Here is a 25,647-nt window from a genome sequence, read left to right as displayed (position 1 = left end):
CGGGTCGTCACAAAAACCGGTGCAGCGCGCGGGGGGCCATGATGCGCAGGGCATTGTCGCGCAGCTTCAGGTGGCGCCAGATGTGGAAAGCGGCATGTCCCACGGCGATCGCGGCCAGCAGGTAGAACTCGAAGATGTGGATCTGGCCGATGATCTCGTTCGCGCGGCGCAGGCCCAGCGGCGGCGCGATGGGCAGCACGCCGCCCGCCTTGAGCAGGGTGGCCGAGGTCAGCCCCAGAAGAAAGCCGGTCAGCGCCACGCCGAACAGGCCCCAGATCAGCACCTTGTGCAGCCACTGATGGACCGTCCGTCCCCAACCGGGCAGCTTGGGGCCCGGTCGGCTGGCCAGCCCCCGGCGCAGATAGTCCGCCGTCCAGCACAGGCAGAGCGTGACGAACACCAGCGCCAGCGCCGAATGGGCCTGAAAGGCGGCCGGTCCGAAGGGCAGCACGTCGTCCGGCGTGACCAGAAGAAACCAGACGAACATCGGCACCATGGCCCAGTGCATGACCTTGAGCGCGCTGCGTCTGGCAGGCAGGCGGTCACGCAGGCGGCGCGGCATCACTCAGCCCCGTCCGGCTGTCGCGCCGCAGCGGCCCGCATGCCCCCTCTGGCAGATCAGGCAGGCCGACGCCGACAGAATCGGAAGGCAATGAAAACCGATATGTGGACCATTGTGCATTCCCCCAGCCACGGCGGACAGGGGGCGAAAGTTTCGGGCCGCACCGCCGATCCAGAGGTGCGATACATCGCGCCCGTATGAACCCGCGCACTTATGCCATTCTCCGCCGGGTCAGGCCCCCGGTGGCGGCGGGGGCAAGACGGTGAAGAGCTGCGCAAGCTCTGCCACATCCTCGGCGCGTTGCCAGCCGTCCTGTCCGGGGGTCCAGACATAGGTGTCGCGGGTCAGCTTGCCCTCTGTCGCCATCCGCCCCATGCGCGCCTTGGAGTAGGGGCCGCTGGTCTCGCCGCCTTCGGCGATATGCCAGACGTGTTCCACCGGCGGCGGCGGGGGGGTCATGCCTGCGGGTGCCGCGGCCGCGGCAGGCCGTGCGCCCCAAGGGCCCGCCTGGGCCGCGGCCTGGCCGATCTGCATGCCCAGTCCCGCACCCAGCCCCGCCTGCATCGCGGCCCCGGCACCGCCATCGCGGCCCAGGGCCTCTGCCGCCTGGAACTGGGTATACTGGTTCAGGTCCCCGATCACGCCCATTGAGGTGCGTTTGTCCAGCACCTGCTCCACCGCAGGGGGGAGCGATACGTTCTCGATGTAAAGTTCGGGGATCGTCAGCCCGTATTCCGCCACGGTGGCCGAGATTTCCGTGCTGACCAGTTTGCCCAGCTCGCGCGTGTTCGCCGCCATGTCGAGCACGGGGATCTTGGACAGGGCGATGGTACGGGAAAACTCCTGCACGATGATGTTGCGGATCTGGTAGCTGATCTCGTCCATGGTGAATTCGCCATCGGTGCCGACGATCTCGGTCAGGAACCGCGCCGGTTCGCTGACGCGGACGGAATAGGTGCCGAAGGCGCGCAGCCGAACCGGGCCGAACTCGGGGTCGCGGACGATGATCGGGTTCTTCGTGCCCCATTTCAGGTCGTTGAAACGGGTCGTGTTGACGAAATAGATCTCGGACTTGAAGGGGCTGCGAAAGCCGTGATCCCAATGCTGCAGGGTCGTCATGATCGGCATGTTGTTGGTTTCGAGCATATAAAGGCCGGGCGTGAACACATCGGCCAGTTGTCCCTCATGCACGAACACCGCCGCCTGACCCTCGCGCACCGTCAGCTTTGCGCCGTACTTGATCTCGTGGCCTTCACGCTCGAACCGCCAGACCATCGTGTCGCGGGTATCGTCGGTCCAGTGGATGACGTCGATGAACTGGCCTGAGAGGAAATCGAGAATGCCCATGGTGTCGGTCCTTGGATTGGGTATGCGCGAAAAGGATATGGTGGGCAGGGCGGCGTGGCAAGCAGCCAGCCGACACTGGTGCGCCCCCACCAAGGAACCCGCCCGAGTGTGGCGGACCGGACCGGCAATCGAACAGACAGGGCAGATGAGGGCCGGGTTACACCGGCCCGCCTGCCAGTTCCTCGGCGATCTCTCTGACAATGGGGCGGGCTTCCGCCGCGTTCATGCCGATGCGCAGCCGGGGATCGTAGAGCATTTTCAGCAGCAGTTCGTCGTGCCCGGTCAGAAGCGCGAATTCGTCATCGTCGTTGAAGATCGACGGGCGGGCGGCAGGGCTGTCGTTTGCCAGCCCCATGCCCTGCGCCAGTTCTTCGTGGATGCAGCTGAGCCGCAGCAGATCGGGGTTCTCCGACCGGATTACCGCAATGGCCGCCGTGTAGGTATTCGCCGACGGACCGGACGCATAGGCGGCGACCGCGCAATAGGTGTCGCGGCGCATTTCGCTGAGGGCGCGCAGGCTGCTGTCGGAGATCCCCGGAAGCCGTCTGGAGATCGTTGAGAGGGTCGCGGCGCGGTCATCCTCCGAGGCGATGACGACCAGAAAGTTGGGCCGCCCCCCGGTCGAAACGGGGTGCCCGGTGAGCAGGCCCAGTCTGCGGGCGTAGGCATGGACGTCCTTGCGGTCGGATGCCTGCTGCGAGGGCGGCACGCTGTCGCCAAAGATGACTTCCATCCGCACCGGGGCTTCCCAGCGGCGCAACGGGCTGGGCCCGCCCCGGCCCGTGAAAGCGCCGTCGTATTCGTTGAAAAAGGCGATCTGTTCAAAGTTCCGCGCCAGCACTGACGACGTGTAGGGCGTATCGACGCCGCCGCCGTCCTGCCGCAGCAATCCCTGGCTCAGCTGTGCGGTCTGCACCTGGTTGAGATAGCTCCGCAGGGCGGCGCTTTTCTTGGAGGTGGGCTGTGCGACCTTTGGCGGGGTGGGGGCGGGCGCAGGATCGGGGCGCGCCTGCGGCTTCAGAGAAGGTTCCACCGGAACGGCCGTGTCACAGGCCAGCAGCCCGGCGGACAATACCCCCGCCAGACCCCATTTCAGGATGTCGCGCCCGCCCCGCATGCTGGTCTTAGCCCGGAACGCTGGTGGCGGCTGTGTCACCCAGACCGGTCTGTTTCGCCTTGGCCGAGGCAAGCGTGTCGCGCAGCTTGCCTTCCATTTCCTGAAGCTCGGCTTCGGCGGCGGCGCGTCTGGCTTTTCCTTCGTCGGCGATCTGCAGGCTTTCCTCGATGGTGCCGATCAGATCGGCGTTGGCCTGCTTGACGGCCTCGATGTCGAAGACGCCGCGCTCCATCTCCTGGCGAATGACCTTGTTGCTTTCGCGCAGGTTCTTCGCGTTCGAGGTCAGCAGTTCATTGGTCAGATCGTTGGCTTCGCGCACGGCACCCGCCGCTTCGGCAGAGCGTTGAATGGTAACTGCTTGTGCCAGTTGGGTTTCCCACAGCGGTACGGTGTTCACGAGGGTCGAGTTGATCTTGGTCACAAGCGACTTGTCGTTCTCCTGGACCAGCCGGATTGACGGCAGCGACTGCATGGTGACTTGTCGGGTCAGCTTCAGATCGTGCACCCGGCGTTCAAGGTCGTCTCTGGCGGCGCGGATGTCGCGCAGTTCCTGCGCGATCATCACCTGATCGTCTTCGGCGGCGTCGTTCAGTTCCTTTTCCTTTGCCGGAATGTCGGTGCTGTCGATTTCAGCAAGCTTGGCTTCGCCCGCGGCGATGTAGAGCGCGAGTTCATCGTAGAACTGCAACGTCTTCTCGTAGAGCATATCGAGCGATTTGATGTCCTTGAGAAGCGTGTGTTCGTGGGTCAGCAGGTTGTCGGTGATGCGGTCGATCTGCGCCTGCACCTTTTCGAACTGGGCGGTGAACTTGGCGAAGGGCGCCGCGCGGCCCAGCAGTTTTTCCCACCAGCTGCGTTCGCGGCGGACGTCGAGTTCCGAGACCGAGAACCCACGGATGGTGGTCACGATGCTGCGCAGGCTGTCGCCTGCCGGGCCCACGTCCTTGTTGCGCACGTCCGCCAGCATCGACTGGCTGATCTCCTGCAGTTCGGCCTGCGCGGCAGAGCCGAAGGCGACGATCGACTGGGTGTCGGTCATGTCGATCTCTGCCATGCGCGACTTGATCTCGTCGCCCAGCGGCTTGTCCGCCTCCGCCAGCGGCACGACGGCATTGGCGTCGGCGGGTTCGGGCAGGACCAGCGCGGTCACTTCCTCTACCATTCCGCGGGACTTGTCGGCTTTTTTTCTAACGGATTCAGACATGTACGGGCCTTTCTTGAGGTGTTGGATGAGCGCGGCAGGTCATTTCAGCCTGACGCCTTCGCGTGACAGCCGCTCGCGCAGGACATCAATTTCAACAGTCAGGTCGCTGCGGTCGTCCAGCAGCGATTTCTCGGTCCGGGCGGCGAAATTCTGTTCAAGGTCCTCAAGCAGCGCGAGGTAGTCGTCGCGCGCCCCGGTATCGCCGGTGCGGGCATAGATGTCGGCGAACTTGACCGTCGCATCCCGTGCGCCGCGCAGATAGACGCTGAGGTACTTGCGTGCGGCGGTCAGGTCGCGGGGGTCTTCCTCGACCGTGCGGATCAGGGTGCGGGCCGTGTCCTGGAACCGGGCCAGCCGCGCCTCTGCCTTGCGGTCGCCCGCGCGGGCGATGGCGTCCGACATCTCCGCCAGGGTCTTTTCCGCCTCGTCCACCACACGGGCCACGCGATCCTGCTGGAAGGTGTCGATGCCCTCCATCCCCTTGGATTTCAGCGGGTCGATCCCGAAGGCCGCGATGTGCAGGGCGCCGCCGCAGAGGCCGAACAGCACCGGTGCCACGATTTCCGACAGGCCGGACTGGTGTGCGGCCACGGCCAGCGCGGTACCGATGCCGGTCACGCCTCCGGCCAGGATCTTGCGCGGCAAAGCGGGGCGGCGGGCGACCTTGCGCTCGGCGAAGGCGGCCTCGGCCCTCAGCCCCTCGCGCAGCAGCCAGGCGCCCAGTGCCAGCGCCCCGGCCCCTGCCAGCCCCAGCGTGAGGCTGGCCGCGCCCCCGACCAGCGTGGTGGCCAGCAACACCACCGGCGGCAGGAACATCAGATTGGCGCGTCCGCCCACCGGATCGACCGTGACCCGCGCCCGCGTCGCGGACGGCGTGCCGACGTTCGCGGACCCGTCGGGGCTGTACTTGCCGCCAAATCGTCTGGCCATGCCTACATGCCCCCCAACAGGCCGGAGGTTGTTCCGAATAGAAGCGCGATCAATGCCACGTAAGCGACTTTCTGCAATCCGTTGGGTGCCATCATACCATCCTTGGTCGGGCCGAGCACCGGCTTGAGCGCGCGTCGGCCATGATCCACCGTGCTGTTCCAGATTGAGCCCAGAATGACAACAATGGCAACGATGACGCCCAAGAAAAGCGCAAAAAGAAACAATCTGCCCATACCGACCTCGCTGCGATGAACATAGGCGCTTTCACCCGCCCTTTCTAGTGACGCGCGGCAGTGCGCCGTTCGGCGTTCAACTTGCGGGTGTAGCCTGATTGGATCACCTCGACCGCCACCAGGACCACGACCGAGAAGTAGAAGGTCGTCTTGGACATCGGCACAACCTCGTATCCAAAGAAGCGCAAGGCGAGATCTGGGTCGTGCATGGCATGGGCGGCGGCCTGGCCGGATTCGCCCAGCAGCACGATGCCCACGATCAGCAGGATGAACAGGCCCAGGACCTCGTACATGCGGTTGGCCTTGATGAATTCCGTCACGCGGTCCGCCAGCAGCAGCATGGCCAGGCCCGACAGGATGATCGCGGTGGCCAGGACCACGAATACATCGGTGATGGCCAGCGCCGACAGCACGGAATCGAACGAAAAGATCAGGTTCATGAAGACGATCAGCATCACGACGTGTGCTGCGGATTTCCCGGATTTGCCTTCGACATCCGTGCCAAGGTGTTCGATGGCCAGCATGTGGCTGATTTCCTTGACGGCGGTGTAGATGATGAAGACCCCGCCGATGATGAAGACAAGCGTGGCAAAGTTGACGCCGCCGGTCAGCACACCGTCCCAGTTCAGCACGAAAAAGGGTTCGGCCAAGGCGTCGATCAGCCGGATCATCGCGAACAGAAGAACGATGCGCAGCGCCACGGCGATGACGATGCCCCATTTGCGGACCGCGGCCTGCTGGGCGACGGGCGCGCGCTGGCTTTCGATGGAGATGTAAAGCAGGTTGTCGAAACCCAGTACGGCTTGCAGGAAACACAGCACCAGCAGGTTGCCGATGTTTTCAAGGGTCAGCAGGTCGGTCATCAGAGACTCCTTTGGCGGTTTGCCCCCCTCTTATGCAGATCACGGGTTGATGTGAATTGGTTGCCGCCGGATTTCGGTTTTTTTGACCACGACCGGGCCGGGGTGACGTTCCGGAGGTGCAGCACGTTCCAGACCAGGGTCCTGGAAGATTTCGAACTGCCGCGGCGTCTGAATGGCCCTGCGGTGTTTCGCGCGAAGAGGGTCAGCTCCGGCGCGGGCGGTTCGGCGTTTTCCGTTGGGGGCGCTGTACCTTACGGGGCTTTTTTACCGCCGTGCCACTGTCGTCCGGCAGCTCCAGACCCAGCTGGTCGCGGACGATCTTGCGGCGAATCTCCTCGACCTCTCCGGCTTTTAGTTCGCCCAGCTGGAAAGGGCCGTAGCTGACGCGGATCAGGCGGTTCACGGTCAGGCCCACGGCCTCCATCGCGCGCCGGATCTCGCGGTTCTTGCCTTCGCGCAGGCCGACGGTCAGCCAGGCGTTGGCCCCCTGTTGGCGGTCCAGCGTGACCGTCATGGGCTGGAACCGTTCGCCGTCGATCACCAGCCCCTTGCGCAGGGGCGCCAGGGTCTTGTCTTCGGGACGGCCATTCACCCGCACGCGGTATTTGCGCAGCCAGCCGGTGCTGGGCAGTTCCAGCTTGCGCTTGATGCCGCCGTCGTTGGTCAGCAGCAGCAGTCCTTCGGAATTGATATCCAGACGTCCCACCGACATCACGCGCGGCATGTCATCGGGCAGGGCGGCATAGATCGTCTCGCGGTCCTTTTCGTCCCGGTCGGTGCTGACCAGCCCCGGCGGCTTGTGATAGAGCCACATGCGCGGCGGTTCGGGGGCCGAGACATCCTTGCCATCGACAGTGATATGGTCACTGGCGGTCACATTCAGGGCGGGCGACATGATCTGCTTGCCGTTCACGCTGACGCGGCCCGCTTCGATCATGCGCTCGGCCTCGCGGCGCGAGGCGACGCCGGCACGGGCGAGCACTTTGGCGATGCGGTCGCCCTTGGGCGGATCGGATGGTTGCGAGCTGTTCATCGCTTCCGCTTAGCCGGTTTGTGCCGCTTGCGAAAGGGCGGCTTTTTCGGACAAGGTGCGCCATGACGTTTCGCTCATTCATGGAGGTGGCGCTGGCCGAGGCGCGCGCAGCCGCCGCACGCGGTGAGGTGCCGGTGGGCGCGGTCGTGATCGACCCGCAGGGGCGGGTTGTGGCGCAAGCGGGCAACCGCACGCGCGAAGTGCATGATCCCACCGCCCATGCCGAGGTTCTGGCGATCCGGGCCGCCTGCGCCGCGCTGGGGTCCGAGCGGCTGGTGGGGCATGACCTCTATGTCACGCTGGAGCCCTGCGCGATGTGTGCCGCGGCGCTTGCCGCGGCGCGCATCGGGCGCTTGTACTACGGGGCCGCCGACCCCAAGTCTGGCGGGGTCGGGCAGGGGGCAAGGGTGTTCGCGCATCCGCAATGCCACCATGTGCCCGAAGTCTACGACGGGATCGACGCCCCGGCGTCAGAGGCTCTGCTGAAGGCGTTCTTCGCCGGCAGAAGGGAAGGGAACTGAATGGCTGTGAACAAGCAACTGTCGCGTTTCGTGCGCGATGCCCTGTCGGCGGGCAAGACACGGGCCGAGATTGCGCAGGCCCTGAACGACGGCGGCTGGAGCCGGTCCGAAATTGCCGATGCGCTGGACGCCTGGGCCGAGACGGTCTTTGCCCCGCCCGTGCCGCGCCCGCAGGCGACCGTGTCGGCGCGGGACTTCTTCATCTACGCCCTGACCTTCGGGGTGATGATCTTTGGCGCTGTCCATGTGGTTCAGTTGTTCCACGCGCTGATCGACTTTGCGCTTGAGGAAAGCAGGAACCGCTGGTCCGGTGGCATCCGCTGGTCGATGGCGGTCCTCATCGTCACCACGCCGGTCTATCTGTGGCTGACGGTGCGCGAGCGGCGCAAGCTGGCCGAGGACCCGGCGCTGCACCGCTCCGCGATCCGGCGCTGGCTGATGTATGTCACACTGCTGCTGTCGGCGGCGGTGATGCTGGGGGATGCGGTCGCGGTGATCTACGCGTTCCTCAGCGGTGATTTCACCTTGCAGTTCTTCCTCAAGGCGCTGGTGGTGGGCGGTGTCGCCGGGTTGATCTTTCTGTTCTACCTCACCGACATCCGCAGGGGTGACGCGTCATGAATCGATTGCTTCTGATCGCGCTGGTGCTGATCGTGGGGGGCGGTCTGGTCGCGGGATTTTCCATCGTGGGCGGGCCGCAATACGCCCGGATGGAGCGGCACGACCGCGAGCGGGCGCGCGACCTGCGCAGTCTGGCCGATTACCACCGCTGCGTGCTGGCGCAACAGGACCGGCAGGCCGACGGTGCCTCTGTGCCGCTGTGTTCGGGGTACGAACAGGCCCCCGACCTGGTGGACCCAGCAACCGGCGCACCCTACAGGTACGCGGAAACAGGCCCCCGCTCCTTCAGGGTTTGCGCCACCTTCGAGACCGACGCGCAGAAGCGCGCGGCGACCGGGCCTTCCGCCAGCCTCGTCTTCGATGGCGATGAGGGCTGCGTCGTCTACGGGGGCGGCCCCGACGACAATGCCGCCGCCGGGGCCACGCTGAACTGGACTACAGACTGATCGCCTGCATCACCTGCGGTTCGATCACGTCGACGCCCGGCAGGCCCTCCGCCAGCGCCTTTGCATCCTGTTCCAGCGCCGGGAAGGTACGGTAGTGGCAGGGGATCACGGTCTGGAAGTCGAAGTACCGCTTGGCCGCATAGGCGGCTTCGGCCATGCCCATGGTGAAATGCCCCCCCGCCGACAGGATGCCGATGTCGGGTTTGTAGTAGTCGCCGATCCAGTCCATGTCGGCCATGATGCCGGTGTCTCCGGAAAAATAGATCGTCTTTCCTTCGCCCTTCAGGATGAAACCGGTTTCGCCGCCCATGTAGACGGGGCCGCTGTCGCCGGTGATCGACGAGGAATGCGTGGCCGGCACCATCGACACCGCCATCTTGCCGCAGGAGATCGTGCCGCCCTTGTTGAAGCCGGTGGTGTTCTCGATGCCCTGGCCTTCGAACCAGCCCATCAGCTCGACCATGCCCGCCACCGGCGCGCCGGTCTTGTCCGCCACCATCTTCAGGTCGTTGGTGTGGTCGAAATGCCCGTGGGTCACGAGGATCTGCGTCGCCCCGTCCAGCGCGGCATCGTATTGCGCGTCGTCGATCATGGGATTGTCGGTCAGCCAGGGGTCGATCAGGATCACCTGGTCCTCGATTTCGATGCGAAAGGACCCGTGGCCCAGCCATATGATATTCATGTGCAGTCTCCTCTTTGCCTGAAAGACTAGCGCCCCGTTGCGGTTTGGGGAGGGATTTTTTGCCCCGTGCAGCAGATGAGCGGGCCGCACCCTTGCGAGGCGCGAACAGCAAGGGTACACGCACCGCAAAGAGATGGAGAGCGTTCATGTCAATCGACGAGAGCACCGCCGCACGCGTGGCGAAACTGGCCCGGATCAAGGTCGATCCCGAGGCGCTGCCCGCGCTGGCCCAGGACTTCAACGGCATTCTGGGCTTTATCGAGCAATTGAGCGAGGTCGATGTGGACGGGGTGGAGCCGATGACCTCCGTCACCCCCCAGCGTCTGAAGCGCCGCGATGACGTCGTGACCGATGGCGATTTGCAGGATGACGTGCTGAAGAACGCGCCCGATGCGCGCGAAGGGTTCTTTGCCGTGCCGAAGGTGGTGGAATAATGTCTGATCTGAACAAGCTGGGGCTGGCCGGGGCACGCGACGCCCTTCGTGCTGGTGAAACCACATCCAAGGCCCTGACCGAGGCCTGCCTGACGGCGATAGAAGGGGCAGGGGCGCTGAATGCCTTTGTCCATCATACGCCCGAGATTGCCATGGCGCAGGCGGAAGCCGCGGATGCACGTCTGAAAGCGGGCGATGCACCTGCGATGTGCGGCCTGCCGATCGGGATCAAGGATCTTTTCTGCACCAGGGGTGTGCCGTCCCAGGCGGGGTCGCGGATCCTGCAGGGGTTCTTGCCGCAATACGAAAGCACTGTCAGCCAGAACCTGTTCGACGCGGGCGCCGTCATGCTGGGCAAGCTCAACATGGATGAATTCGCCATGGGCTCGTCGAATGAAACCTCCGTTTACGGCAATGCGGTCAACCCGTGGCGGCGTGGCAATGACGATACGGCGCTGACGCCCGGCGGCTCTTCGGGCGGTTCTGCCGCGGCGGTGGCGGCGGACCTCTGCCTTGCGGCAACCGGCACCGATACGGGCGGGTCGATCCGCCAGCCCGCCGCCTTTACCGGCACGGTGGGGATCAAACCGACCTACGGGCGCTGCTCGCGCTGGGGCATCGTCGCCTTCGCCTCCAGCCTTGATCAGGCCGGGCCGATGACCAAATCGGTACGGGACGCGGCGATCATGCTGGAAGCGATGTGCGGACATGACCCGAAGGATTCCACCTCTGCCGATCTGCCGGTGCCCGATTTCGAAGCGGCGGTGACCGGTGACATCCGTGGCAAGAAAATTGGCATCCCGCGCGAATATCGCCTGGATGGCATGCCCGAAGAGATCGAAAAGCTCTGGTCCGACGGCATCGCCATGATGAAGGACGCCGGTGCCGAGATCGTCGACATCTCGCTGCCGCACACCAAATACGCGCTGCCTGCCTATTACGTGATCGCCCCCGCCGAGGCGTCATCGAACCTCGCCCGCTACGACGGGGTGCGTTACGGTCATCGCGCAGGGCTGGAGCAGGGCGACGGCATCACCGAGATGTACGAAAAGTCCCGTGCCGAAGGGTTTGGACCCGAAGTGCAACGCCGCGTGATGATCGGCACCTATGTGCTGTCGGCGGGCTTCTACGATGCCTACTACAACCGCGCCCGCAAGGTGCGCACCCTGATCAAGCGCGACTTCGAACAGGTGTTCGCGGATGGCATCGACAGCATCCTGACCCCGGCGACCCCCTCGTCCGCCTTCGGTCTGGGCGAGATGACCGATGCGGACCCGGTGGCGATGTACCTCAATGACGTGTTCACGGTCACGGTGAACCTGGCCGGTCTGCCCGGTGTCGCGGTGCCCACGGGCCAGGATCGCAGGGGGCTGCCGCTGGGCCTGCAGCTGATCGGGCGGCCCTGGGAAGAAGCCGATCTGCTGTCTTCCGCCTATGCGCTGGAACGCAGCGCCGGGTTTGTGGCCAAGCCGGAAAAATGGTGGTAGACCCACGCAAACATGTCTGACGGACAAAGCAGGACCCATGATTTCCAGATCTTTTCTCGTTCTCGCGGCCGGTGTCGCGTTGGCTGCCTGTCAGCCTGCTGTCCCGGATTCCGGCCGCGGCGTCGGTTTCGACGATAGCGCCCGGGCGCAGCGTCAGGCGCGTGACGCCGCACTTGCCTCCGGTGGCGGGGTGCCCGCGCCCGCCGCTGTGACCTCGGCACCGCCGCAGGGCACGGCCCAGGCCCCGGCGGAAGGGTCCGCCGAGGCCACCGCCGCCGAAACCGCCCGCGTGCTGGCGGCAACCCGCGGCGGCGCCAGCAATGGCGTGGGCAACGACGCCTCGACCAATTCCGGCACGGCCCCGATCAACGCCAGCCCCTCGAACCCGCCCCCCGCCGTGCTGAACAGCGCGGGCATTTCGAATGAAAACAATTTCGATGCTGTTTCGGGGCAGCGCAGTATCGGCGACGATGCTGCCCGCCTTGCCGCCAACAGGGCGCAATACCAGGTGGTGCAGCCCCAGGCGCTGCCGGACCGCGCCGATGCGGGGCCGAACATCGTGGCCTACGCCCTGAGCACGACCAATGCGCGCGGCACCCAGGTCTACCGGCGCATCGGGCTGAACAAGGCGTCGAAATTCGCCCGCGCCTGCGGACAATTCTCGCACCCTGACCAGGCGCAAATCGCTTTCCTTGAGGCGGGCGGGCCGGAAAAGGACCGCAACGGCATGGACCCTGACGGCGACGGTTTCGCTTGTGATTGGGACCCGACCCCCTTCCGCCGGGCCGCGCAGGCCGGCTGAGGCGGCCCCGGGTGGAGGTCCGCTGCTCTCCCAACTTCGGACCGCGGCGCGGCGGCCTTGTGCCCAGCCTGATCGTCCTCCACTACACCGCGATGCAAAGCGCGGACGCCGCGGTGGACCGGCTTTGCGATCCGCAGGCCGAAGTGTCGTCCCACTATCTGATCGCCTGCGACGGGCACTGCCTGCAATTGGTGCCCGAGGACAAGCGCGCCTGGCACGCCGGGGCAGGGCAATGGGCGGGCCAGCAGGACATCAACTCCCGCTCCATCGGGATCGAACTGGACAACCGCGGCTCGCACCCCTTTCCCGAACCGCAGATGGTCGCGCTCGAAACGCTCCTGCGCGACCTGATGACCCGGTGGGATATCTCTCCTGCCGGGGTGCTGGGCCACTCCGACATCGCGCCGGGGCGGAAACAGGACCCCGGCCCCCGTTTCGACTGGGCGCGTCTGGCCCGGCAGGGGCTGGCCGCCGCGACGCCTTCGCCGCAGGAAGGGCCTGTCAGCGATGCCGCCTTTCGCAGGGCGGCCCGTGCCGCAGGCTACACCGCCGATGTGCCGGTTGAGACGCTGCTCGCCGCGACACGGCTGCGGCACGGCCCCTGGCGCCAGGGCCCCCTCTGTGCCGCGGATTTCGCGCTGCCCCCGATCTGAGGCGCGGGCCCTCGCTTCTTTATGCTTTAAATACTCGAACGCCTGGCTGTCCATCCTTGACGCGGTCGGCATGATGCGCCTATTCCGAACGTCGCGCGGAAGGCTGGATGGCCGCTTCGCCGCATCCGCTCCGGCGGATGGGCGGGGAGGAAAGTCCGGACTCCGAAAAGACACGGTGCCGGGTAACGCCCGGGCGGGGCAACCCGACGGAAAGCGCCACAGAGATGATACCGCCCCGCGGCAGGTCGGACGACCGAAACCACGGCGGGGTAAGGGTGAAAAGGTGGGGTAAGAGCCCACCGCGTCCCTGGCAACAGGGACGGCATGGCAAGCCCCACCGGGAGCAATGCCAAATAGGGACCGCGTGCCGCCGGCCTTCGGGCCGGGGCGGGGCCGCTTTTGCCCCAGCAGGTCCGGGTTGGCAGCTGTAGCCCTGCGGGCAACCGCAGGGTCAGAGGAATGGTCATCCATGGGGGCAACCCCGGGACAGAATCCGGCTTACAGGCCTTCCGCGCGTTATCGTCAGGGTGCCGGATTTTTGCAAAAATCCGGGCCGGAAAATTGCAATTTTCCGGCCCCGCGCAAACCTGCCCCCCGGTTTGAAATTCTTACGCCTTTTGCTGTTGACTCGGAGGCGCATCCGGGTAAAAGCCGGGGTTCAGAATTCACGCCAGACCCCATGTGTGGTCGGCAACAGGAGAAGCAAAATGGCGAAGCCAACCACGATCAAGATCCGTCTGAACTCGTCCGCGGGCACAGGCCATTTCTACGTCACCAAGAAAAACGCGCGCACCATGACCGAAAAGATGGTGATCAAGAAATACGACCCCGTCGCGCGCAAGCACGTCGAATACAAGGAAGGCAAGATCAAGTAAGATCGCCTGCCGTCCGGATAGCAAGGCCGCGCGTTTCGCGCGGCCTTTTGCGTTTTGACGTCCTGCTCCCTTAACCGCATCGCAAGACACCTGCCCTATGCCTTCGTTCCTGCGCGAAAGGGGGCGACATGGCGATAATTCACGATCTTCTGGAAGTGACCGACATTGCGTCACACACGACCTATTCGCTGACCAACGGCAATCTTCTGGGTGTCGTGGATAACATGAGCTCCGCCGCGCTCGACGATGGTGAATTCGATGCAGGCGATGTCGTCACGATCGGCGGGGTCGCCTATACGATCGATCAGATCCAGGAGCCTGCCAGCGACGGCGGGTTCCTTATGGGCGACGGATCGACCGCTACATTCGGTGCGGGCCATGAAAGCAACCTGAGCGTCGTCTTTCTGACCGTTTCGAACGGTGGCGATGTCCGGCATTTCATCGTTCCGAATGACAGCTATGGTGATATCAATGTCCAGGCGATCACCACCGGTGCCATTCAGGACGTAGCCGGCCACGACGCCGGTATTGTCTCGACCACGAACAACAGCGTCGAGGTGGTCTGCTTTGCCGCCGGAACGCTGATCGAAACCACCAGGGGCGTTCAGAAACCGGTGGAACGGTTGCGGGTTGGCGACAAGGTCAACACCCTGGATCACGGCTTGCAACCGATCCGGTGGATTGCCGCACGCCGGTTGTCAGAGGCTGTGCTGGCCGCCAACCCGAATGTCAGGCCCATCCGGATCGGCGCGGGGGCACTGGGACCGGGACACCCCGTTGCAGATCTGCTGCTTTCGCCCCAGCACCGTGTTCTTGTCCGGTCAAAGATTGCCGCGCGCATGTTCGGAGAGGACGAAGTCCTCGTTCCGACCCGGCATCTTGCCGCCTTGCCCCGCGTCGGCCCGGACATGGGGGCGGGCGGTGTGACCTATTTTCACATCCTGCTGGACCGGCACGAGATCCTTTTCGCGAATGGCGCGCCCTGTGAAAGTCTCTACACCGGTGAGGGGACGATGCGCGCCCTGACAAAGGCGGACCGGACGGAGCTGGCAACGATTCTGACCCCGAACATGCCGCCGATGGCCTGCCGCAGACTGGTTGCCGGTCGGCTGGCGCGCAAGCTGGCTCATCGCCACCGCAAGAACAGCAGGCCGCTGACCGCTGTCGCGGATCCGGCCATTGACCATCCTTCGCCGCCACACTGCTGAGACAGCGTCGGACCGGTCGGGCTTGCGCCGGATCGGTCGAGCAGCAATAGTTATTTCGTCCCAAGCTGCCAAGGAACATCACATGTCCAAGACGATCGCTGCCTTGACCCTTGCAGGTCTGATCTCTGCCTGTACCGGAGAAATCGGTGGCCCGCCGCCCGCGCCGGTATTCGGGGGGGCCTATTCTCACAGCATCGGCTTTACCGGCGTCGGCACCGAGCCTTTCTGAAGGCGCCCCGGGGGCCTGTCCCTACCTGTCTTCGGGCGGAATGTCCCGCGTCGTGGCGACATGGGCGGCGATGTCATCACGCCCATATTTCAGGCTGCGCCGCTGCGTGCCCGCCGGTTGGTGGGCCAGGCTGACGCCCGGTCGCCGGGCCTGTCGTGGCCGGATCGGACGTGCCGCAAAACCCCCCGCGCAGTTCGGGCAGACATTGTGCAGCACGGTCTCGACGCAGTCCGCACAGAAGGTGCATTCATAACTGCAAATGCGCGCCTCTGTGGATTCGGGGGGCAGATCGCGGTCGCACATCTCGCAGTTGGGTCTGATTTCAAGCAAGGGTCGCTCCAACGAAAAAGGGCCAATCCCTTGCAGGATTGGCCCATGTCGCGTCATGAATGCAATGCTTATTCGCGATTGCCGAAGAGTTGCAGCAGCATCATGAACATGTTGATGAAGTCCAGATACAGCCGCAGGGCACCCATGATTGCCGCTTTGCCCAGCCATTCGCTGTCGCCGTGCTGCGCGTGCGCCAGGTACTCGTTCTTGATCGACTGGGTGTCATAGGCGGTGAGACCGGCAAAGATCAGCACACCGATCGCCGAGATTGCGAACATCAGCGCGGGCGAGCCCAGGAAAATGTTCACGATCGACGCGACGATCAGGCCGATGACGCCCATGATCAGGAAGCTGCCCCAGCCCGAGATGTCCTTCTTGGTGGTGTAGCCCCAGAGCGACAGCCCGGCAAAGGCGATGGCCGTGATCAGGAAGACCTGCGCGATGGAATAGCCGGTGAAGACCAGGAAGATCGAGCTGATGGAAATGCCCATCACCGCGGCAAAGATATAGAACACGGTCTGCGCGGTGGCTGCCGACATCTTGTTGATCGCAGCGCCGAAGCCGAAGACGAAGATCAGCGGCGCGAACATCACCAGCCATTTCAGCGGCGAGGCATACAGCGCATAGCCGATGTCGGTCAGATACCGGTCCGCGCCGATCTGCGCGGACGCACCGGAAGGATCGGAGGTGACTGCCAGACCGGAAATCGCCCAGGCGGCGGCAAAGGTGATCAGCATGCCCACGGACATCGTGCCGTAGACCTTGTTCATATGGGCGCGCAGCCCCTCGTCGATTGCGGCGGCGCGGGTTCCGGTCTGTGTCCGGATTGTATTCACGTCGGCCATGAATGGACCTCCAATTGGCTAGTGTGTCTTACCACGCGGGATGCGGACGGTATCCCGGAGAATATCGGGATTGCCGCCGCGCTTTTCAAGTAGCAATCACACCGTCACTTGCGCCAATTTATGCAGGCATGCGTTGTTTTTAGCGCGCATCGGTCCAATGCGACGGAACGTCCCAGGGCGCCCGGCGGGCTTCGCGCTGCGCCTCCGCGCGGCTGAGGCCGATGTCGCGAAGTGCCTCGGCGTCCAGCCGGGCGAGCGCGCGGCGGCTGCGCGCCAGGGCGGCAAACCCTGAGAGACGGGCAAGGAATGAGCGGCGCCTCGATCTGCGGGGGGCGCAGTGGGCGGCGGTGCCAATGGCTTGGGGCATGGGATGTCTCCTTCGAATTTCGTGATGTGTTGGCGGTTCGCATTAGGATGCTTGATATTTAGGGGGTCGCGACGTATAACGAAAACAATTCTTTGTTGCCCCTGACATCAGATCTGGTGATGTATGAGAAATCTCGATATCACGACCCTTCGATCCTTCATGACCGTCGCCGACAGCGGCGGGGTGACGCGGGCTGCGGGGTTTCTGCACCTCACGCAGTCGGCGGTCTCCATGCAGCTCAAGCGGTTGGAGGACATGCTGGGTCTTGAATTGCTCGACCGGACGGGGCGCACCATCGCGCTGACCGCCTCAGGCGAACAGCTGTTGGTCTATGCCCGCCGCATGGTGGCTCTGAACGACGAGGTCATCGAGCGGCTGACCGATCACGCCCAGGAGGGCGAGATCACGCTGGGGGTGCCGCACGACATCGTCTATCCCGCAGTGCCTCAGGTGCTGAAGAAGTTTCACGCCGAATTCCCGCGCGTGCGCGTCCACCTGGAGGCGTCCCATACCAGGACCTTGAAAGACCAGTTCGCCAAGGGCGATTGCGACCTGATCCTGACCACCGAGACCGATGTCGATCCGGGGGGCGAAACCCTTGTGACAAAAAGCCTGGAGTGGGTCGGCGCACCCGGCGGTGCGGCCTGGCGGCAACGGCCGCTGCAACTGGCGTTCTGCCGGTACTGCACATTCCGTCCGCGTGTCGTGGGGGCGCTGGACGATGCCCAGATTGACTGGCAGATGGCCGTGGACACCGAAAGCGACAGGGCGGTAGAGGCGGCGGTCAGCGCGGATCTGGCGATCCATGCCATGATCGACGGCAACCAGCCGCCGTATCTGCAGCAGATCGACCATGGCGGCGCATTGCCGATTCTGCCCCGGCAGCAGATCAACCTGTATGGGGCGAATCAGAAAAGGTCTGAGGCGCAAGAGCAACTTGCCGCGCTGCTGCGGGCAGCCTTTGCCTTGGGGCAGGCGCCTCGGGCCTCTTCCGGCGCGTAACCTGGTGGGGAATGCGTCGCAAGTTACTGCCGGATAAAGTGTATTTCTCGCGGAACGTGGCGTTTGGTGCGGTTTGTAACCGGGATGTGAGGCAAATTCGCTCGTTTTCGTTATGTTAAAGCTGTATTCGGTACAAGGGCGGAAATCCTTTCCACGGAAAGCAAGATTGCGTAAGGTGTGCTTCACGGGTGAGGTAGTGTTGGTTTCATTAGTGTGATCCGCCCGGCGTCGAAAGACGCAGGCTGGCAAGTTAAAAGTAAGGAAAAGGCGAGATGGCACATAAAGTAGACGTGCACGTCGGTAAAAGAATTCGTCAGCGTCGCTGGTTGACGGGAATGACCCAACAGAAACTGGCCGAGCTGGTGGGTATCAAGTTTCAGCAAATTCAAAAATACGAAACCGGTGCGAACCGCGTCAGCGCGTCTCGGTTGTGGGATATCGCCGACGCGCTCGATGTCCAGGTTTCCTATTTCTTTGATGGTGTGGAAGAGGCGGACAACACCGGCGAAAATCAAAACAGCGCCGTGCCCGTCGACCTTCTGAGCGACAAGGAAGCGATGGACCTCATCCGCTCCTACTATGCGATTCCGCAAAACCAGCGCCGACGCCTGTTCGAACTGGCCCGTGTGCTGAGCGACGTGGCCTGACGCGCCTGTCGGGCGTCACCGCCGACGACGTCTTGCGCGTCTGGCCGCAAGCTGGCACTCAGGCCGCATGACGACCGCTATGCCCTTCGATATGGATATCCGGCGCGTTGCGCATCTGCTTGCGGATGCGGCACGCGAGGCGATCCTCCCGCATTTCCGGGGCAGCGCCCTGCTGGCCGAAAACAAGCTTTCCGCCGGGTTCGACCCTGTGACCATCGCGGACAAGGCGGCGGAACATGCCATGCGCGATATCCTGCGCCGCGAACGGCCCGATGATGCCGTACTGGGCGAGGAGTTCGGCGCGCAGGCCGGGCGATCCGGTCTGACCTGGGTGCTGGACCCGATCGACGGGACCCGTGGCTTCATCAGCGGAACGCCGACCTGGGGCGTGCTGATCGCGGTGAGCGACGCGCAGGGACCCTTCTATGGCATCATCGACCAGCCCTATATCGCGGAGCGGTTCGAGGGCGCCCCCGACGGTGCGGGCATGAGCGGCCCGTTCGGGCCGCGCGCGCTGGTCACAAGGGCCCCCCGTGACCTGTCGGAGGCTGTGGTCTTTACCACCTTCCCCGAAGTCGGCGTGGATGGCGACCGCGCAGGGTTTCATGCCGTGGCGTCCCGCGCCCGGCTGACCCGCTATGGCATGGATTGTTACGCCTATGCGCTTTTGGCGGCGGGGCAGGTGGATCTGGTGATCGAGGCCGGGCTGGCCCCCTATGACATTCAGGCCCCCATCGCCGTGGTGCAGGCGGCGGGCGGTGTCGTCACCGACTGGCAGGGGGGACCGGCACATGGCGGCGGCAGGGCCCTGGCTGCGGCGAACCCCGAGATTCATGCGCAGGCGCTGGAGATTCTGCGACGCTATTGAGCATCGCCGTTGACCCGGCGGGGATCAGCCTGTTATCTGGTCTCCTGCCGGTTCTCGCGCCCGCTTTCCATCGGCAGTCCGGTGATCCATGAGGCGGGCATGAGAGATCTGCCAACTTGTCCGAAATTCTGATCCGCAATGCCGGACACCTGCTGACCATGGACGATCACCGGCGCGAGCTGCGTGATGCGGACCTGCGCCTTCGGGACGGTGAAATCGTCGAGATCGGGCGTGGCCTGCGCAGCGACGGCGAGGTTATCGACGCGACCGGCTGCGTGGTGACCCCCGGGCTGGTGAACACGCATCACCACCTCTACCAGACGCTGACCCGCGCGGTGCCGGGGGCGCAGGACGCGCTGCTCTTCGGCTGGCTGAGGACCCTCTATCCGATCTGGGCGCGGTTCACGCCCGAGCATGTCTTTACCTCTGCGCAGATCGGGCTGGCGGAACTGGCGCTGTCGGGCTGCACGCTGAGTTCCGATCACCTTTACCTCTATCCCAACGGGTCCCGGCTGGACGATACGATTGCCGCCGCTCGGGAGGTCGGTCTTCGGTTCCAGCCCACCCGCGGCGCCATGAGCATCGGGGAGAGCGCGGGCGGCCTGCCGCCCGATGCGCTGGTGGAGGATGAGGCCGCGATCCTGGAGGATTGCATCCGGGTGGTGGACGCTTTTCACGACCCGTCACCCGGATCCATGTGCCGCGTCGGCATCGCGCCCTGTTCGCCGTTCTCGGTCAGCCTGGACCTGATGCGCCAGAGCGCGCTTCTGGCGCGGGACAAGGGTGTGATGTTGCACACGCATCTGGCCGAGAACGACGAGGATGTAGCCTATTCGCTGGAGATGTTCGGCTGCCGGCCGGGGCAATATGCCCAGGATCTCGGATGGGTCGGGCCGGATGTCTGGCACGCCCACTGCGTCAAGCTCGACGCCGCCGAGATCGCGGTGTTCGCCGAGACCGGCACCGGTGTCGCGCATTGTCCCTGTTCCAACTGCCGGTTGGGGTCGGGGGTGGCGCCTGTCCGGGCCATGCGCGATGCGGGGGTGTCTGTCGGGCTGGGGGTGGACGGATCGGCCAGCAACGATGCAGGCAACCTGGTGGCCGAGGCGCGGCAGTGCATGTTGCTGCAGCGGGTCATGTCGGGTGCCGATGCCATGTCTGCGCGCGCCGCACTGGAGATTGCGACGCGCGGCGGGGCCGATGTGCTGGGCCGCCCGGAATGCGAGCGGCTGGCGGTGGGGAAACGCGCGGATGTGGCGATCTGGGACGTGCGCGGAATCGAGACCGCGGGCAGCTGGGACCCCGCGGCGCTGCTGCTGGCGGGGCCCACGACAGTGCGCGACCTGATCGTCGAGGGGCGGGCCGTGGTGCGGGAGGGGCAGATCACCCGCTTCGATCTGGGCGCGGCCATCGCACGCCAGAACACCCTGGCGCGGTCTTTGCAGGACCAGGCGTGATCCGGCAGAGCGGCTGCGCCGCACGCTGTTCCGGGCGCCTTTTGCCGGCCTGAGCCCCGGCGGCCGTGAGGGCGCCGCGTTTGGTGATGTCGTGTTGGTGTATTTTGGGAACAATGAAGCCTATGGGGGCGCGGGGATCTGTCGGCCCGCGATCCAGACCTCTGCGATGGCACGGTCGTCGCCCATCATGATCGTGGCGAAGAGGGTTTCCCATATGTCGCTGGCATTGGCGCTGCGCTGGGCGATGGCGGGGGTGGAGGCAAGGTCGAGAATTGTAAGGTCTGCCTCCTGTCCCGGGTTGATGCTGCCGATCCGGTCCTGCAGGTGCAGGCTGCGCGCCGACCCGGCGGTGGCCAGCCAGATCAGTTGCGCCGCGTGCAGGGGGGTGCCGCGCAGCTGTCCGATCTCGTAGGCGGCGGCCATGGTGCGCAGCATCGAAAAGGAGGAGCCGCCGCCGGTATCGGTGGCGAGGCCTGCGGGTATGCCGCGTCCGGCGAGCCCTCGCAGGTCAAAGAGCCCGGACCCGATGAAGGTGTTCGACGTGGGGCAATGCACAAGCGCCGCCCCGGTTTCCGCCAGGCGGTCGATCTCGCGCGGGGTCAGGTGGATGGCGTGACCATAGACGGCGCGTTCCCCCAGCAGCCCGTGGGTTTCGTAGGTATCGAGGTAGTCGCGCGCCTGCGGGTAGAGGTCGCGCACCCAGTCGATTTCGTCCGTCTGTTCGCTGAGGTGGGTTTGCATCAGGCAATCGGGGTGTTCGGTCCAGAGCGCGCCGAGCGCGGCCAGCTGATCTGGCGTGGAGGTGGGCGAGAAACGCGGGGTGATGGCGTAGGTTGCACGCCCCCGTCCGTGCCAGCGTGTGATCAGCGCCTTGCTGTCGTCATAGGCCGATTGCGCCGTGTCGCGCAGCCCTTCGGGCGCATTGCGGTCCATGCAGGTCTTGCCCGCGACGATCCGAAGCCCGCGATCGGCTGCCGCGCCGAACAGCGCGTCGACGCTGTGGGGGTGGATCGTGCAGTAGCTGGCCACGGTGGTGGTTCCCTGTGCCAGCGTCAGGTCGAGATAGCGCGCGGCAATTTCCCTGGCATAGGTGGGGTCGGCCAGGCGCATTTCCTCGGGGAAGGTATAGTCGTTCAGCCAGTCGATCAGCCGTTTGCCCCAGGAGGCGATGATGGCGGTCTGGGGGTAATGCATATGGGCGTCGACGAAACCGGGGCAGATCAGCCGATCCGCGTCGTAGCGCAGCTGCCGTGCCCGGGGGTGCGCGACCGTCAGTGCCGCCGCCCGGCCCACGTCGGCGATATGGCCGTCACGCAGCAGCACGGCCCCGTCTGTGTCGATGCTGACGGCCTCGGCCCAGGGCAGGTGAAAGGGGTCGCCGTCAAAGCGCAGGGTCGGACCCAGCAGGAGGGTGTCGTCGGTCATGGCGGCACATTAGGCAGGTCGCGGCCCCGGCACAATGTCCAAGGATTGTGTCCCCCGTGCGGCTTGCATATGGTCCCCCGAGGCAAGGGGAGTCACCGGTATGTCTGATCAGGTCGAGTTGCACGAAGACGCCCCCGAAGACGAGGCGGAGCGCACGGATTACGCGCTGGAGCCGAAGACGGTCGCCGCCGTTCTTTATGCCGTGGACATTGACGACCGCGAGAAGCTGGTCGAACTGATGGAGCCGCTGCACCCGGCCGATATCGCCGACCTTCTGGAGCAGGTGAACGCCTTTGACCGCAGCCGGTTGATCCGGCTTTACGGGATGGAATTCGACGGCGACATCCTGTCGGAGCTGGACGAGAGCATCCGCGAGGACGTGATCGCGGTCCTGACGCCGCAGGTTCTGACCCAGGCGGTGCGGGACCTGGACAGCGACGATGTGGTCGATCTGATCGAGGACCTGGAGGATGCCCAGCAGGAGGCGATCTTGGGGGCGCTGGAAGACACCGAGCGTGCGGCGGTCCAGCAGTCGCTGAGCTATCCGGAATATTCCGCGGGCCGCCTGATGCAGCGCGAGGTCGTGATGGCGCCCGAGCACTGGACCGTTGGCGAAGCCATTGATCATCTGCGCAATACCCCCGAGGAAGATCTGCCGGACCAGTTCTATCACATCATCATGGTGGATCCGCGTCTGCACCCGGTGGGCAACATCACGCTGGGCAAGCTGATGCGGTCGAAGCGAACCACGCCCCTGGCCGATCTGCTGGAAGACACTTTTCAGGTGATCCCTGCGATGCGCGACGAAGGCGATGTGGCCTATGCGTTCAACCAGTACCACCTGATTTCCGCCCCGGTGGTCGATGACGAGGGGCGGCTGATCGGGGTGATCACCATCGACGACGCCATGGCGGTGCTGGACGAGGAACACGAAGAGGACATCCTGCGCCTGGCCGGTGTGGACGGCGAATCCACCCTGTCGGATTCGGTGCGCGCGACGACCCGGCGGCGGCTGCCCTGGCTTGCGGTCAATCTGGTCACGGCCATCGCCGCGTCCATCGTCATCTCCTTCTTCGAGGCAGCGATCACGCAGGTGGTCGCCTTGGCCGTGCTGATGCCCATCGTCGCCTCCATGGGCGGCAACGCGGGCACGCAAAGCCTGACCGTGGCGGTGCGCGCCATCGCCACCAAGGATCTGACCGGGTCGAACGTCTGGCGGGTGATCCGCCGCGAATGCGCGGTGGGGCTGATCAACGGCGCCTTCTTTGCCGTGGTCATGGGGGTCGTCGGACTGGTGTGGTTCGGATCGCCCGCGCTGGGCTACGTGATCGCTGCGGCGATGGTGATCAACATGGTCATCGCCGGTCTGGCGGGCACCGGCATTCCCATCCTGCTGGAGAAGGTGGGCATTGACCCTGCGCTGGCTTCGGGCGCGTTCGTGACCACGGTGACAGATGTGGTGGGCTTCTTTGCCTTTCTCGGGCTGGCGGCGGCGGTGTTGCTGTGACGGATCTGGCCGCGATCAAGGCGGCGGCGCGCAAGGCGGCCTTTGCCCGGCGCAAGCCGCTTTACGACAGCGCGACCGCCGCGCAGGCAGGCTATCTCAGCGAAGTGCTGGCAGGCTATCGCGGGGTGCCGTTGTCGGGCTTCATGCCGATCCGGACAGAGATCGACCCGACCCCCGCGATGGCGGAGGCCGCGGCCCACGGCCCGGTCGGCGTTCCGGTGATCGAGGGACCCGCGCAACCGCTGAAATTCGCCAGTTGGCAACCGGGAGAAGAGATGGTACCGGGTGCTTTCGGCGCGATGATCCCGGCGGTGCCGTCCTTCTTCGAACCCGAGATCCTGATCGTGCCGCTCTTGGCCTTCAACCGCGCGGGCGGGCGGCTGGGGTATGGCGGTGGGTTCTATGACCGCACGCTTGAAATGCTGCGCGGCAAACGTCCGACGCTGGCCATCGGCTTTGCCTTTGCGGGGCAGGAGGTCGATGATCTGCCGCTGGAGCCGACCGACCAGCCACTGGATCTGATCGTGTCAGAGGCCGGGGTGATTGATATTTCGACCTGAGAGCGTCTCTGCGCCGTGACCACACCGGAGGATGACAATCTGCCCTCTTGCCCTCCAACGGCGTCGAAGCCGGTGTGGCCCGCAGCGTGAGTTCTGAACCGTGCTGACGGGGCGTCTGGCAAGGATGGGATGGAATGCTTCTGGATTTCGTGATCGTTGCGGTGGTGGGGGTTTTCGCCGCCGCGCTGTGGTGGCCGCGCTTGCGTGCATCCAGCACCTGGCGGGCCATGACGACACCGCTGGCGTCGATCATCGGCAGCGGATTTCTGGTGCTGGGGCCGATCCTGAACAACGAATACGGTGCCTATGCGCCCGCTGTCATGGTGGCCTTGTGTCTCGGCAGCTACCTGCTGGGGGCTGCCATCCGGTACAACATGCGCGCGATCGAAGCCGGAGTGACGCCCTGGCCCGACGCGGTCGAAACGGTGTCGTCCTGGGCACTCTGCTTTGCCTATGTCGTGTCGGTCGCTTACTACCTCAATCTCTTTGGCGCTTTCGCGGTCAGCCTGTCGCCCTACGATGATGCGTTGTTTGCGCGGATTGTGACCACGGCAATCTACCTGGTCATTGCCGCCGTGGGGTGGACAAGGGGCTTCAGATCGCTTGAGGCGATGGAATACCTGTCCGTCACCATCAAGCTGGCGATCATTGCCGGGCTGCTGGTGGGGTTGGGGACCTTCTTCTTCGAAAGGTCGGGTCAGGGTGCTTTGGTCTTTCCCGTGGCGCAGATTTCAGGCTGGGCGGCGGTGACACTGGGTTTCGGATTGATCGTGACGGTGCAGGGGTTCGAAACCTCGCGCTATCTTGGCGCCAGCTATGACACCGACACGCGGGTACGGTCGATGAAATGGGCACAATGGCTGTCGGCGGCGATCTACATTCTTTACATCGTTCTGGTCAGCTACGTGTTCCGGCGCGACGAATTGCAGTTCAGCGAGACGGCGATTGTCCACATGATGGGGGTGATCACGCCGCTTCTGCCGCTGCTGCTGGTCGCTGCGGCACTGGCGGCACAGTTCAGCGCGGCGGTCGCGGATACCAGCGGATCGGGCGGGTTGATGGCCGAGCTGTCCGGACAGCGCATCCGCCCGCGACTTGGGTATCTGATCCTGACCCTCACGGGGCTGGTGCTGACCTGGGTCGCGGACGTGTTTCAGATCATCAGTTACGCGTCCCGCGCCTTTGCGGTCTATTACGCGCTGCAATCGGGCATCGCGGCGCTGGTTGCATGGCGACGCGGACAGAAGGCACGGGCGGCGGGGTTCATGGCCCTGGCGGTTCTGGGCTTTGCCATCGCGGTTTTCGGGCAGGCGGTCGAGGTCTAGCTCGTCCCCCCTGGCTGCGGCGGCATGATTGGAATGCGGGTCGCGGGGATGCTGGCGGGCACGGCCT

Annotated in this window: 30 protein-coding genes and 1 other RNA gene; 18 read left to right on the top strand and 13 right to left on the bottom strand. The window is 64.8% G+C overall.

Annotation, left to right across the window (positions count from 1 at the left end; translation table 11 throughout):
• Positions 1–7: 7 nt before the first annotated feature.
• From FIU94_RS00605 to FIU94_RS00570, 8 genes are all read right to left on the bottom strand, one after another.
• A complete protein-coding gene (locus FIU94_RS00605; protein ID WP_152463932.1) occupies positions 8–562 on the bottom strand; it encodes a cytochrome b/b6 domain-containing protein in 555 nt (184 codons plus the stop codon).
• Positions 563–793: 231 nt separating this feature from the next.
• Entirely contained in the window at positions 794–1,909 is a 1,116-nt protein-coding gene (locus FIU94_RS00600; protein WP_152463930.1) for an SPFH domain-containing protein, read from the bottom strand.
• Positions 1,910–2,066: 157 nt separating this feature from the next.
• Positions 2,067–3,026: a DUF2927 domain-containing protein gene (locus tag FIU94_RS00595; RefSeq protein ID WP_152463929.1), complete on the bottom strand. Its 960-nt coding sequence runs from the start codon at positions 3,024–3,026 to the stop codon at positions 2,067–2,069.
• Between the two features lie 7 nt (positions 3,027–3,033).
• Complete coding sequence (locus FIU94_RS00590) at positions 3,034–4,230, bottom strand: toxic anion resistance protein (protein WP_152463927.1); 1,197 nt, start codon at positions 4,228–4,230, stop codon at positions 3,034–3,036.
• A gap of 39 nt (positions 4,231–4,269) precedes the next feature.
• Positions 4,270–5,160: a 5-bromo-4-chloroindolyl phosphate hydrolysis family protein gene (locus FIU94_RS00585; RefSeq protein WP_152463925.1), complete on the bottom strand. Its 891-nt coding sequence runs from the start codon at positions 5,158–5,160 to the stop codon at positions 4,270–4,272.
• Between the two features lie 2 nt (positions 5,161–5,162).
• Entirely contained in the window at positions 5,163–5,393 is a 231-nt protein-coding gene (locus tag FIU94_RS00580; protein WP_152463923.1) for a hypothetical protein, read from the bottom strand.
• 44 nt (positions 5,394–5,437) lie between these two features.
• Positions 5,438–6,256, bottom strand: coding sequence for a TerC family protein (locus FIU94_RS00575; protein WP_152463922.1), 819 nt, complete (start codon positions 6,254–6,256; stop codon positions 5,438–5,440).
• Between the two features lie 202 nt (positions 6,257–6,458).
• Complete coding sequence (locus FIU94_RS00570; RefSeq protein ID WP_172975820.1) at positions 6,459–7,289, bottom strand: pseudouridine synthase; 831 nt, start codon at positions 7,287–7,289, stop codon at positions 6,459–6,461.
• Between the two features lie 62 nt (positions 7,290–7,351).
• Between FIU94_RS00570 and FIU94_RS00565 the strand changes: the two genes are divergently transcribed.
• From FIU94_RS00565 to FIU94_RS00555, 3 genes are read left to right on the top strand one after another with little or no spacing between them, the layout of a single operon-like run.
• Positions 7,352–7,810 carry a nucleoside deaminase gene (locus FIU94_RS00565; protein WP_152463920.1) on the top strand — a complete coding sequence of 153 codons (459 nt, stop codon included), beginning with the start codon at positions 7,352–7,354 and terminating at the stop codon, positions 7,808–7,810.
• Positions 7,811–8,431: a DUF5671 domain-containing protein gene (locus FIU94_RS00560; protein ID WP_152463919.1), complete on the top strand. Its 621-nt coding sequence runs from the start codon at positions 7,811–7,813 to the stop codon at positions 8,429–8,431.
• Positions 8,428–8,877 (top strand): hypothetical protein, encoded by a 450-nt coding sequence (locus FIU94_RS00555; RefSeq protein WP_152463917.1) that lies wholly within the window; start codon positions 8,428–8,430, stop codon positions 8,875–8,877. The genes FIU94_RS00560 and FIU94_RS00555 overlap by 4 nt, the downstream gene beginning before the upstream one ends.
• Here FIU94_RS00555 and FIU94_RS00550 read toward each other — a convergent pair.
• Positions 8,867–9,559, bottom strand: coding sequence for a metal-dependent hydrolase (locus tag FIU94_RS00550; protein WP_152463915.1), 693 nt, complete (start codon positions 9,557–9,559; stop codon positions 8,867–8,869). The genes FIU94_RS00555 and FIU94_RS00550 overlap by 11 nt on opposite strands.
• Before the next feature lie 146 nt (positions 9,560–9,705).
• On the opposite strand from FIU94_RS00550, the gene gatC reads away from it, so the two are divergent.
• The 8 genes from gatC (at position 9,706) to FIU94_RS20810 (ending at position 15,247) form a co-directional block, all read left to right on the top strand.
• Entirely contained in the window at positions 9,706–9,993 is a 288-nt protein-coding gene (gatC, locus tag FIU94_RS00545) for an Asp-tRNA(Asn)/Glu-tRNA(Gln) amidotransferase subunit GatC (RefSeq protein ID WP_152463913.1), read from the top strand.
• Positions 9,993–11,480 carry an Asp-tRNA(Asn)/Glu-tRNA(Gln) amidotransferase subunit GatA gene (gene gatA, locus FIU94_RS00540; RefSeq protein ID WP_152463912.1) on the top strand — a complete coding sequence of 496 codons (1,488 nt, stop codon included), beginning with the start codon at positions 9,993–9,995 and terminating at the stop codon, positions 11,478–11,480. Before gatC ends, gatA begins: the two co-directional genes overlap by 1 nt.
• A 37-nt stretch (positions 11,481–11,517) precedes the next feature.
• Entirely contained in the window at positions 11,518–12,282 is a 765-nt protein-coding gene (locus FIU94_RS00535) for a hypothetical protein (RefSeq protein WP_152463910.1), read from the top strand.
• A 59-nt stretch (positions 12,283–12,341) separates the two neighbouring features.
• On the top strand, positions 12,342–12,935 hold the full coding sequence (locus FIU94_RS00530) for an N-acetylmuramoyl-L-alanine amidase (RefSeq protein WP_254702580.1): 594 nt from the start codon (positions 12,342–12,344) through the stop codon (positions 12,933–12,935).
• Between the two features lie 95 nt (positions 12,936–13,030).
• An RNA gene (gene rnpB / locus FIU94_RS00525) (RNase P RNA component class A) lies at positions 13,031–13,452 on the top strand.
• A 190-nt stretch (positions 13,453–13,642) separates the two neighbouring features.
• Positions 13,643–13,810, top strand: coding sequence for a 50S ribosomal protein L33 (rpmG, locus tag FIU94_RS00520; protein ID WP_007119221.1), 168 nt, complete (start codon positions 13,643–13,645; stop codon positions 13,808–13,810).
• A 128-nt stretch (positions 13,811–13,938) separates the two neighbouring features.
• Positions 13,939–15,018, top strand: coding sequence for a Hint domain-containing protein (locus FIU94_RS00515; protein ID WP_254702579.1), 1,080 nt, complete (start codon positions 13,939–13,941; stop codon positions 15,016–15,018).
• An 82-nt stretch (positions 15,019–15,100) separates the two neighbouring features.
• On the top strand, positions 15,101–15,247 hold the full coding sequence (locus FIU94_RS20810) for a hypothetical protein (RefSeq protein ID WP_172975819.1): 147 nt from the start codon (positions 15,101–15,103) through the stop codon (positions 15,245–15,247).
• A 21-nt stretch (positions 15,248–15,268) separates the two neighbouring features.
• Here FIU94_RS20810 and FIU94_RS00510 read toward each other — a convergent pair whose 3' ends face one another.
• The 3 genes from FIU94_RS00510 to FIU94_RS00500 all read right to left on the bottom strand — a co-directional run bounded on the left by FIU94_RS00510 (position 15,269) and on the right by FIU94_RS00500 (position 16,789).
• On the bottom strand, positions 15,269–15,577 hold the full coding sequence (locus FIU94_RS00510; RefSeq protein ID WP_216643254.1) for a DUF1272 domain-containing protein: 309 nt from the start codon (positions 15,575–15,577) through the stop codon (positions 15,269–15,271).
• Between the two features lie 68 nt (positions 15,578–15,645).
• Positions 15,646–16,422, bottom strand: a complete 777-nt coding sequence (locus FIU94_RS00505; RefSeq protein ID WP_152463907.1) for a Bax inhibitor-1/YccA family protein — start codon at positions 16,420–16,422, stop codon at positions 15,646–15,648.
• A gap of 139 nt (positions 16,423–16,561) precedes the next feature.
• Positions 16,562–16,789, bottom strand: coding sequence for a DUF1127 domain-containing protein (locus tag FIU94_RS00500; protein ID WP_152463905.1), 228 nt, complete (start codon positions 16,787–16,789; stop codon positions 16,562–16,564).
• Positions 16,790–16,912: 123 nt separating this feature from the next.
• On the opposite strand from FIU94_RS00500, the gene FIU94_RS00495 reads away from it, so the two are divergent.
• From FIU94_RS00495 to FIU94_RS00480, 4 genes are all read left to right on the top strand, one after another.
• On the top strand, positions 16,913–17,791 hold the full coding sequence (locus FIU94_RS00495; protein WP_152463903.1) for a LysR family transcriptional regulator: 879 nt from the start codon (positions 16,913–16,915) through the stop codon (positions 17,789–17,791).
• A gap of 272 nt (positions 17,792–18,063) precedes the next feature.
• Positions 18,064–18,438: a helix-turn-helix domain-containing protein gene (locus FIU94_RS00490; RefSeq protein WP_152463901.1), complete on the top strand. Its 375-nt coding sequence runs from the start codon at positions 18,064–18,066 to the stop codon at positions 18,436–18,438.
• A gap of 67 nt (positions 18,439–18,505) precedes the next feature.
• Entirely contained in the window at positions 18,506–19,306 is an 801-nt protein-coding gene (locus tag FIU94_RS00485) for an inositol monophosphatase family protein (RefSeq protein WP_254702578.1), read from the top strand.
• A 116-nt stretch (positions 19,307–19,422) separates the two neighbouring features.
• Positions 19,423–20,763: an 8-oxoguanine deaminase gene (locus FIU94_RS00480; RefSeq protein WP_152463899.1), complete on the top strand. Its 1,341-nt coding sequence runs from the start codon at positions 19,423–19,425 to the stop codon at positions 20,761–20,763.
• Between the two features lie 120 nt (positions 20,764–20,883).
• Here the strand turns inward: FIU94_RS00480 and guaD are convergent, their stop codons facing one another.
• A complete protein-coding gene (gene guaD / locus FIU94_RS00475; protein ID WP_152463898.1) occupies positions 20,884–22,188 on the bottom strand; it encodes a guanine deaminase in 1,305 nt (434 codons plus the stop codon).
• Positions 22,189–22,288: 100 nt separating this feature from the next.
• On the opposite strand from guaD, the gene mgtE reads away from it, so the two are divergent.
• From mgtE to FIU94_RS00460, 3 genes are all read left to right on the top strand, one after another.
• Positions 22,289–23,695 (top strand): magnesium transporter, encoded by a 1,407-nt coding sequence (gene mgtE / locus FIU94_RS00470; protein ID WP_152463897.1) that lies wholly within the window; start codon positions 22,289–22,291, stop codon positions 23,693–23,695.
• The gene (locus FIU94_RS00465; RefSeq protein WP_152463896.1) at positions 23,692–24,255 is read left to right on the top strand and encodes a 5-formyltetrahydrofolate cyclo-ligase; all 564 of its coding nucleotides are present in this window, start codon (positions 23,692–23,694) and stop codon (positions 24,253–24,255) included. Before mgtE ends, FIU94_RS00465 begins: the two co-directional genes overlap by 4 nt.
• A gap of 134 nt (positions 24,256–24,389) precedes the next feature.
• Positions 24,390–25,580, top strand: coding sequence for a hypothetical protein (locus FIU94_RS00460; RefSeq protein ID WP_152463895.1), 1,191 nt, complete (start codon positions 24,390–24,392; stop codon positions 25,578–25,580).
• Positions 25,581–25,647 lie beyond the last annotated feature (67 nt).

The sequence above is a fragment of the Sulfitobacter sp. THAF37 genome, from assembly GCF_009363555.1.
Taxonomy (GTDB): Bacteria; Pseudomonadota; Alphaproteobacteria; order Rhodobacterales; family Rhodobacteraceae; genus Sulfitobacter.
The sequence above is the reverse complement of the archived record's forward strand: the minus strand, read 5'-3'. Positions and strand labels throughout refer to the sequence as shown.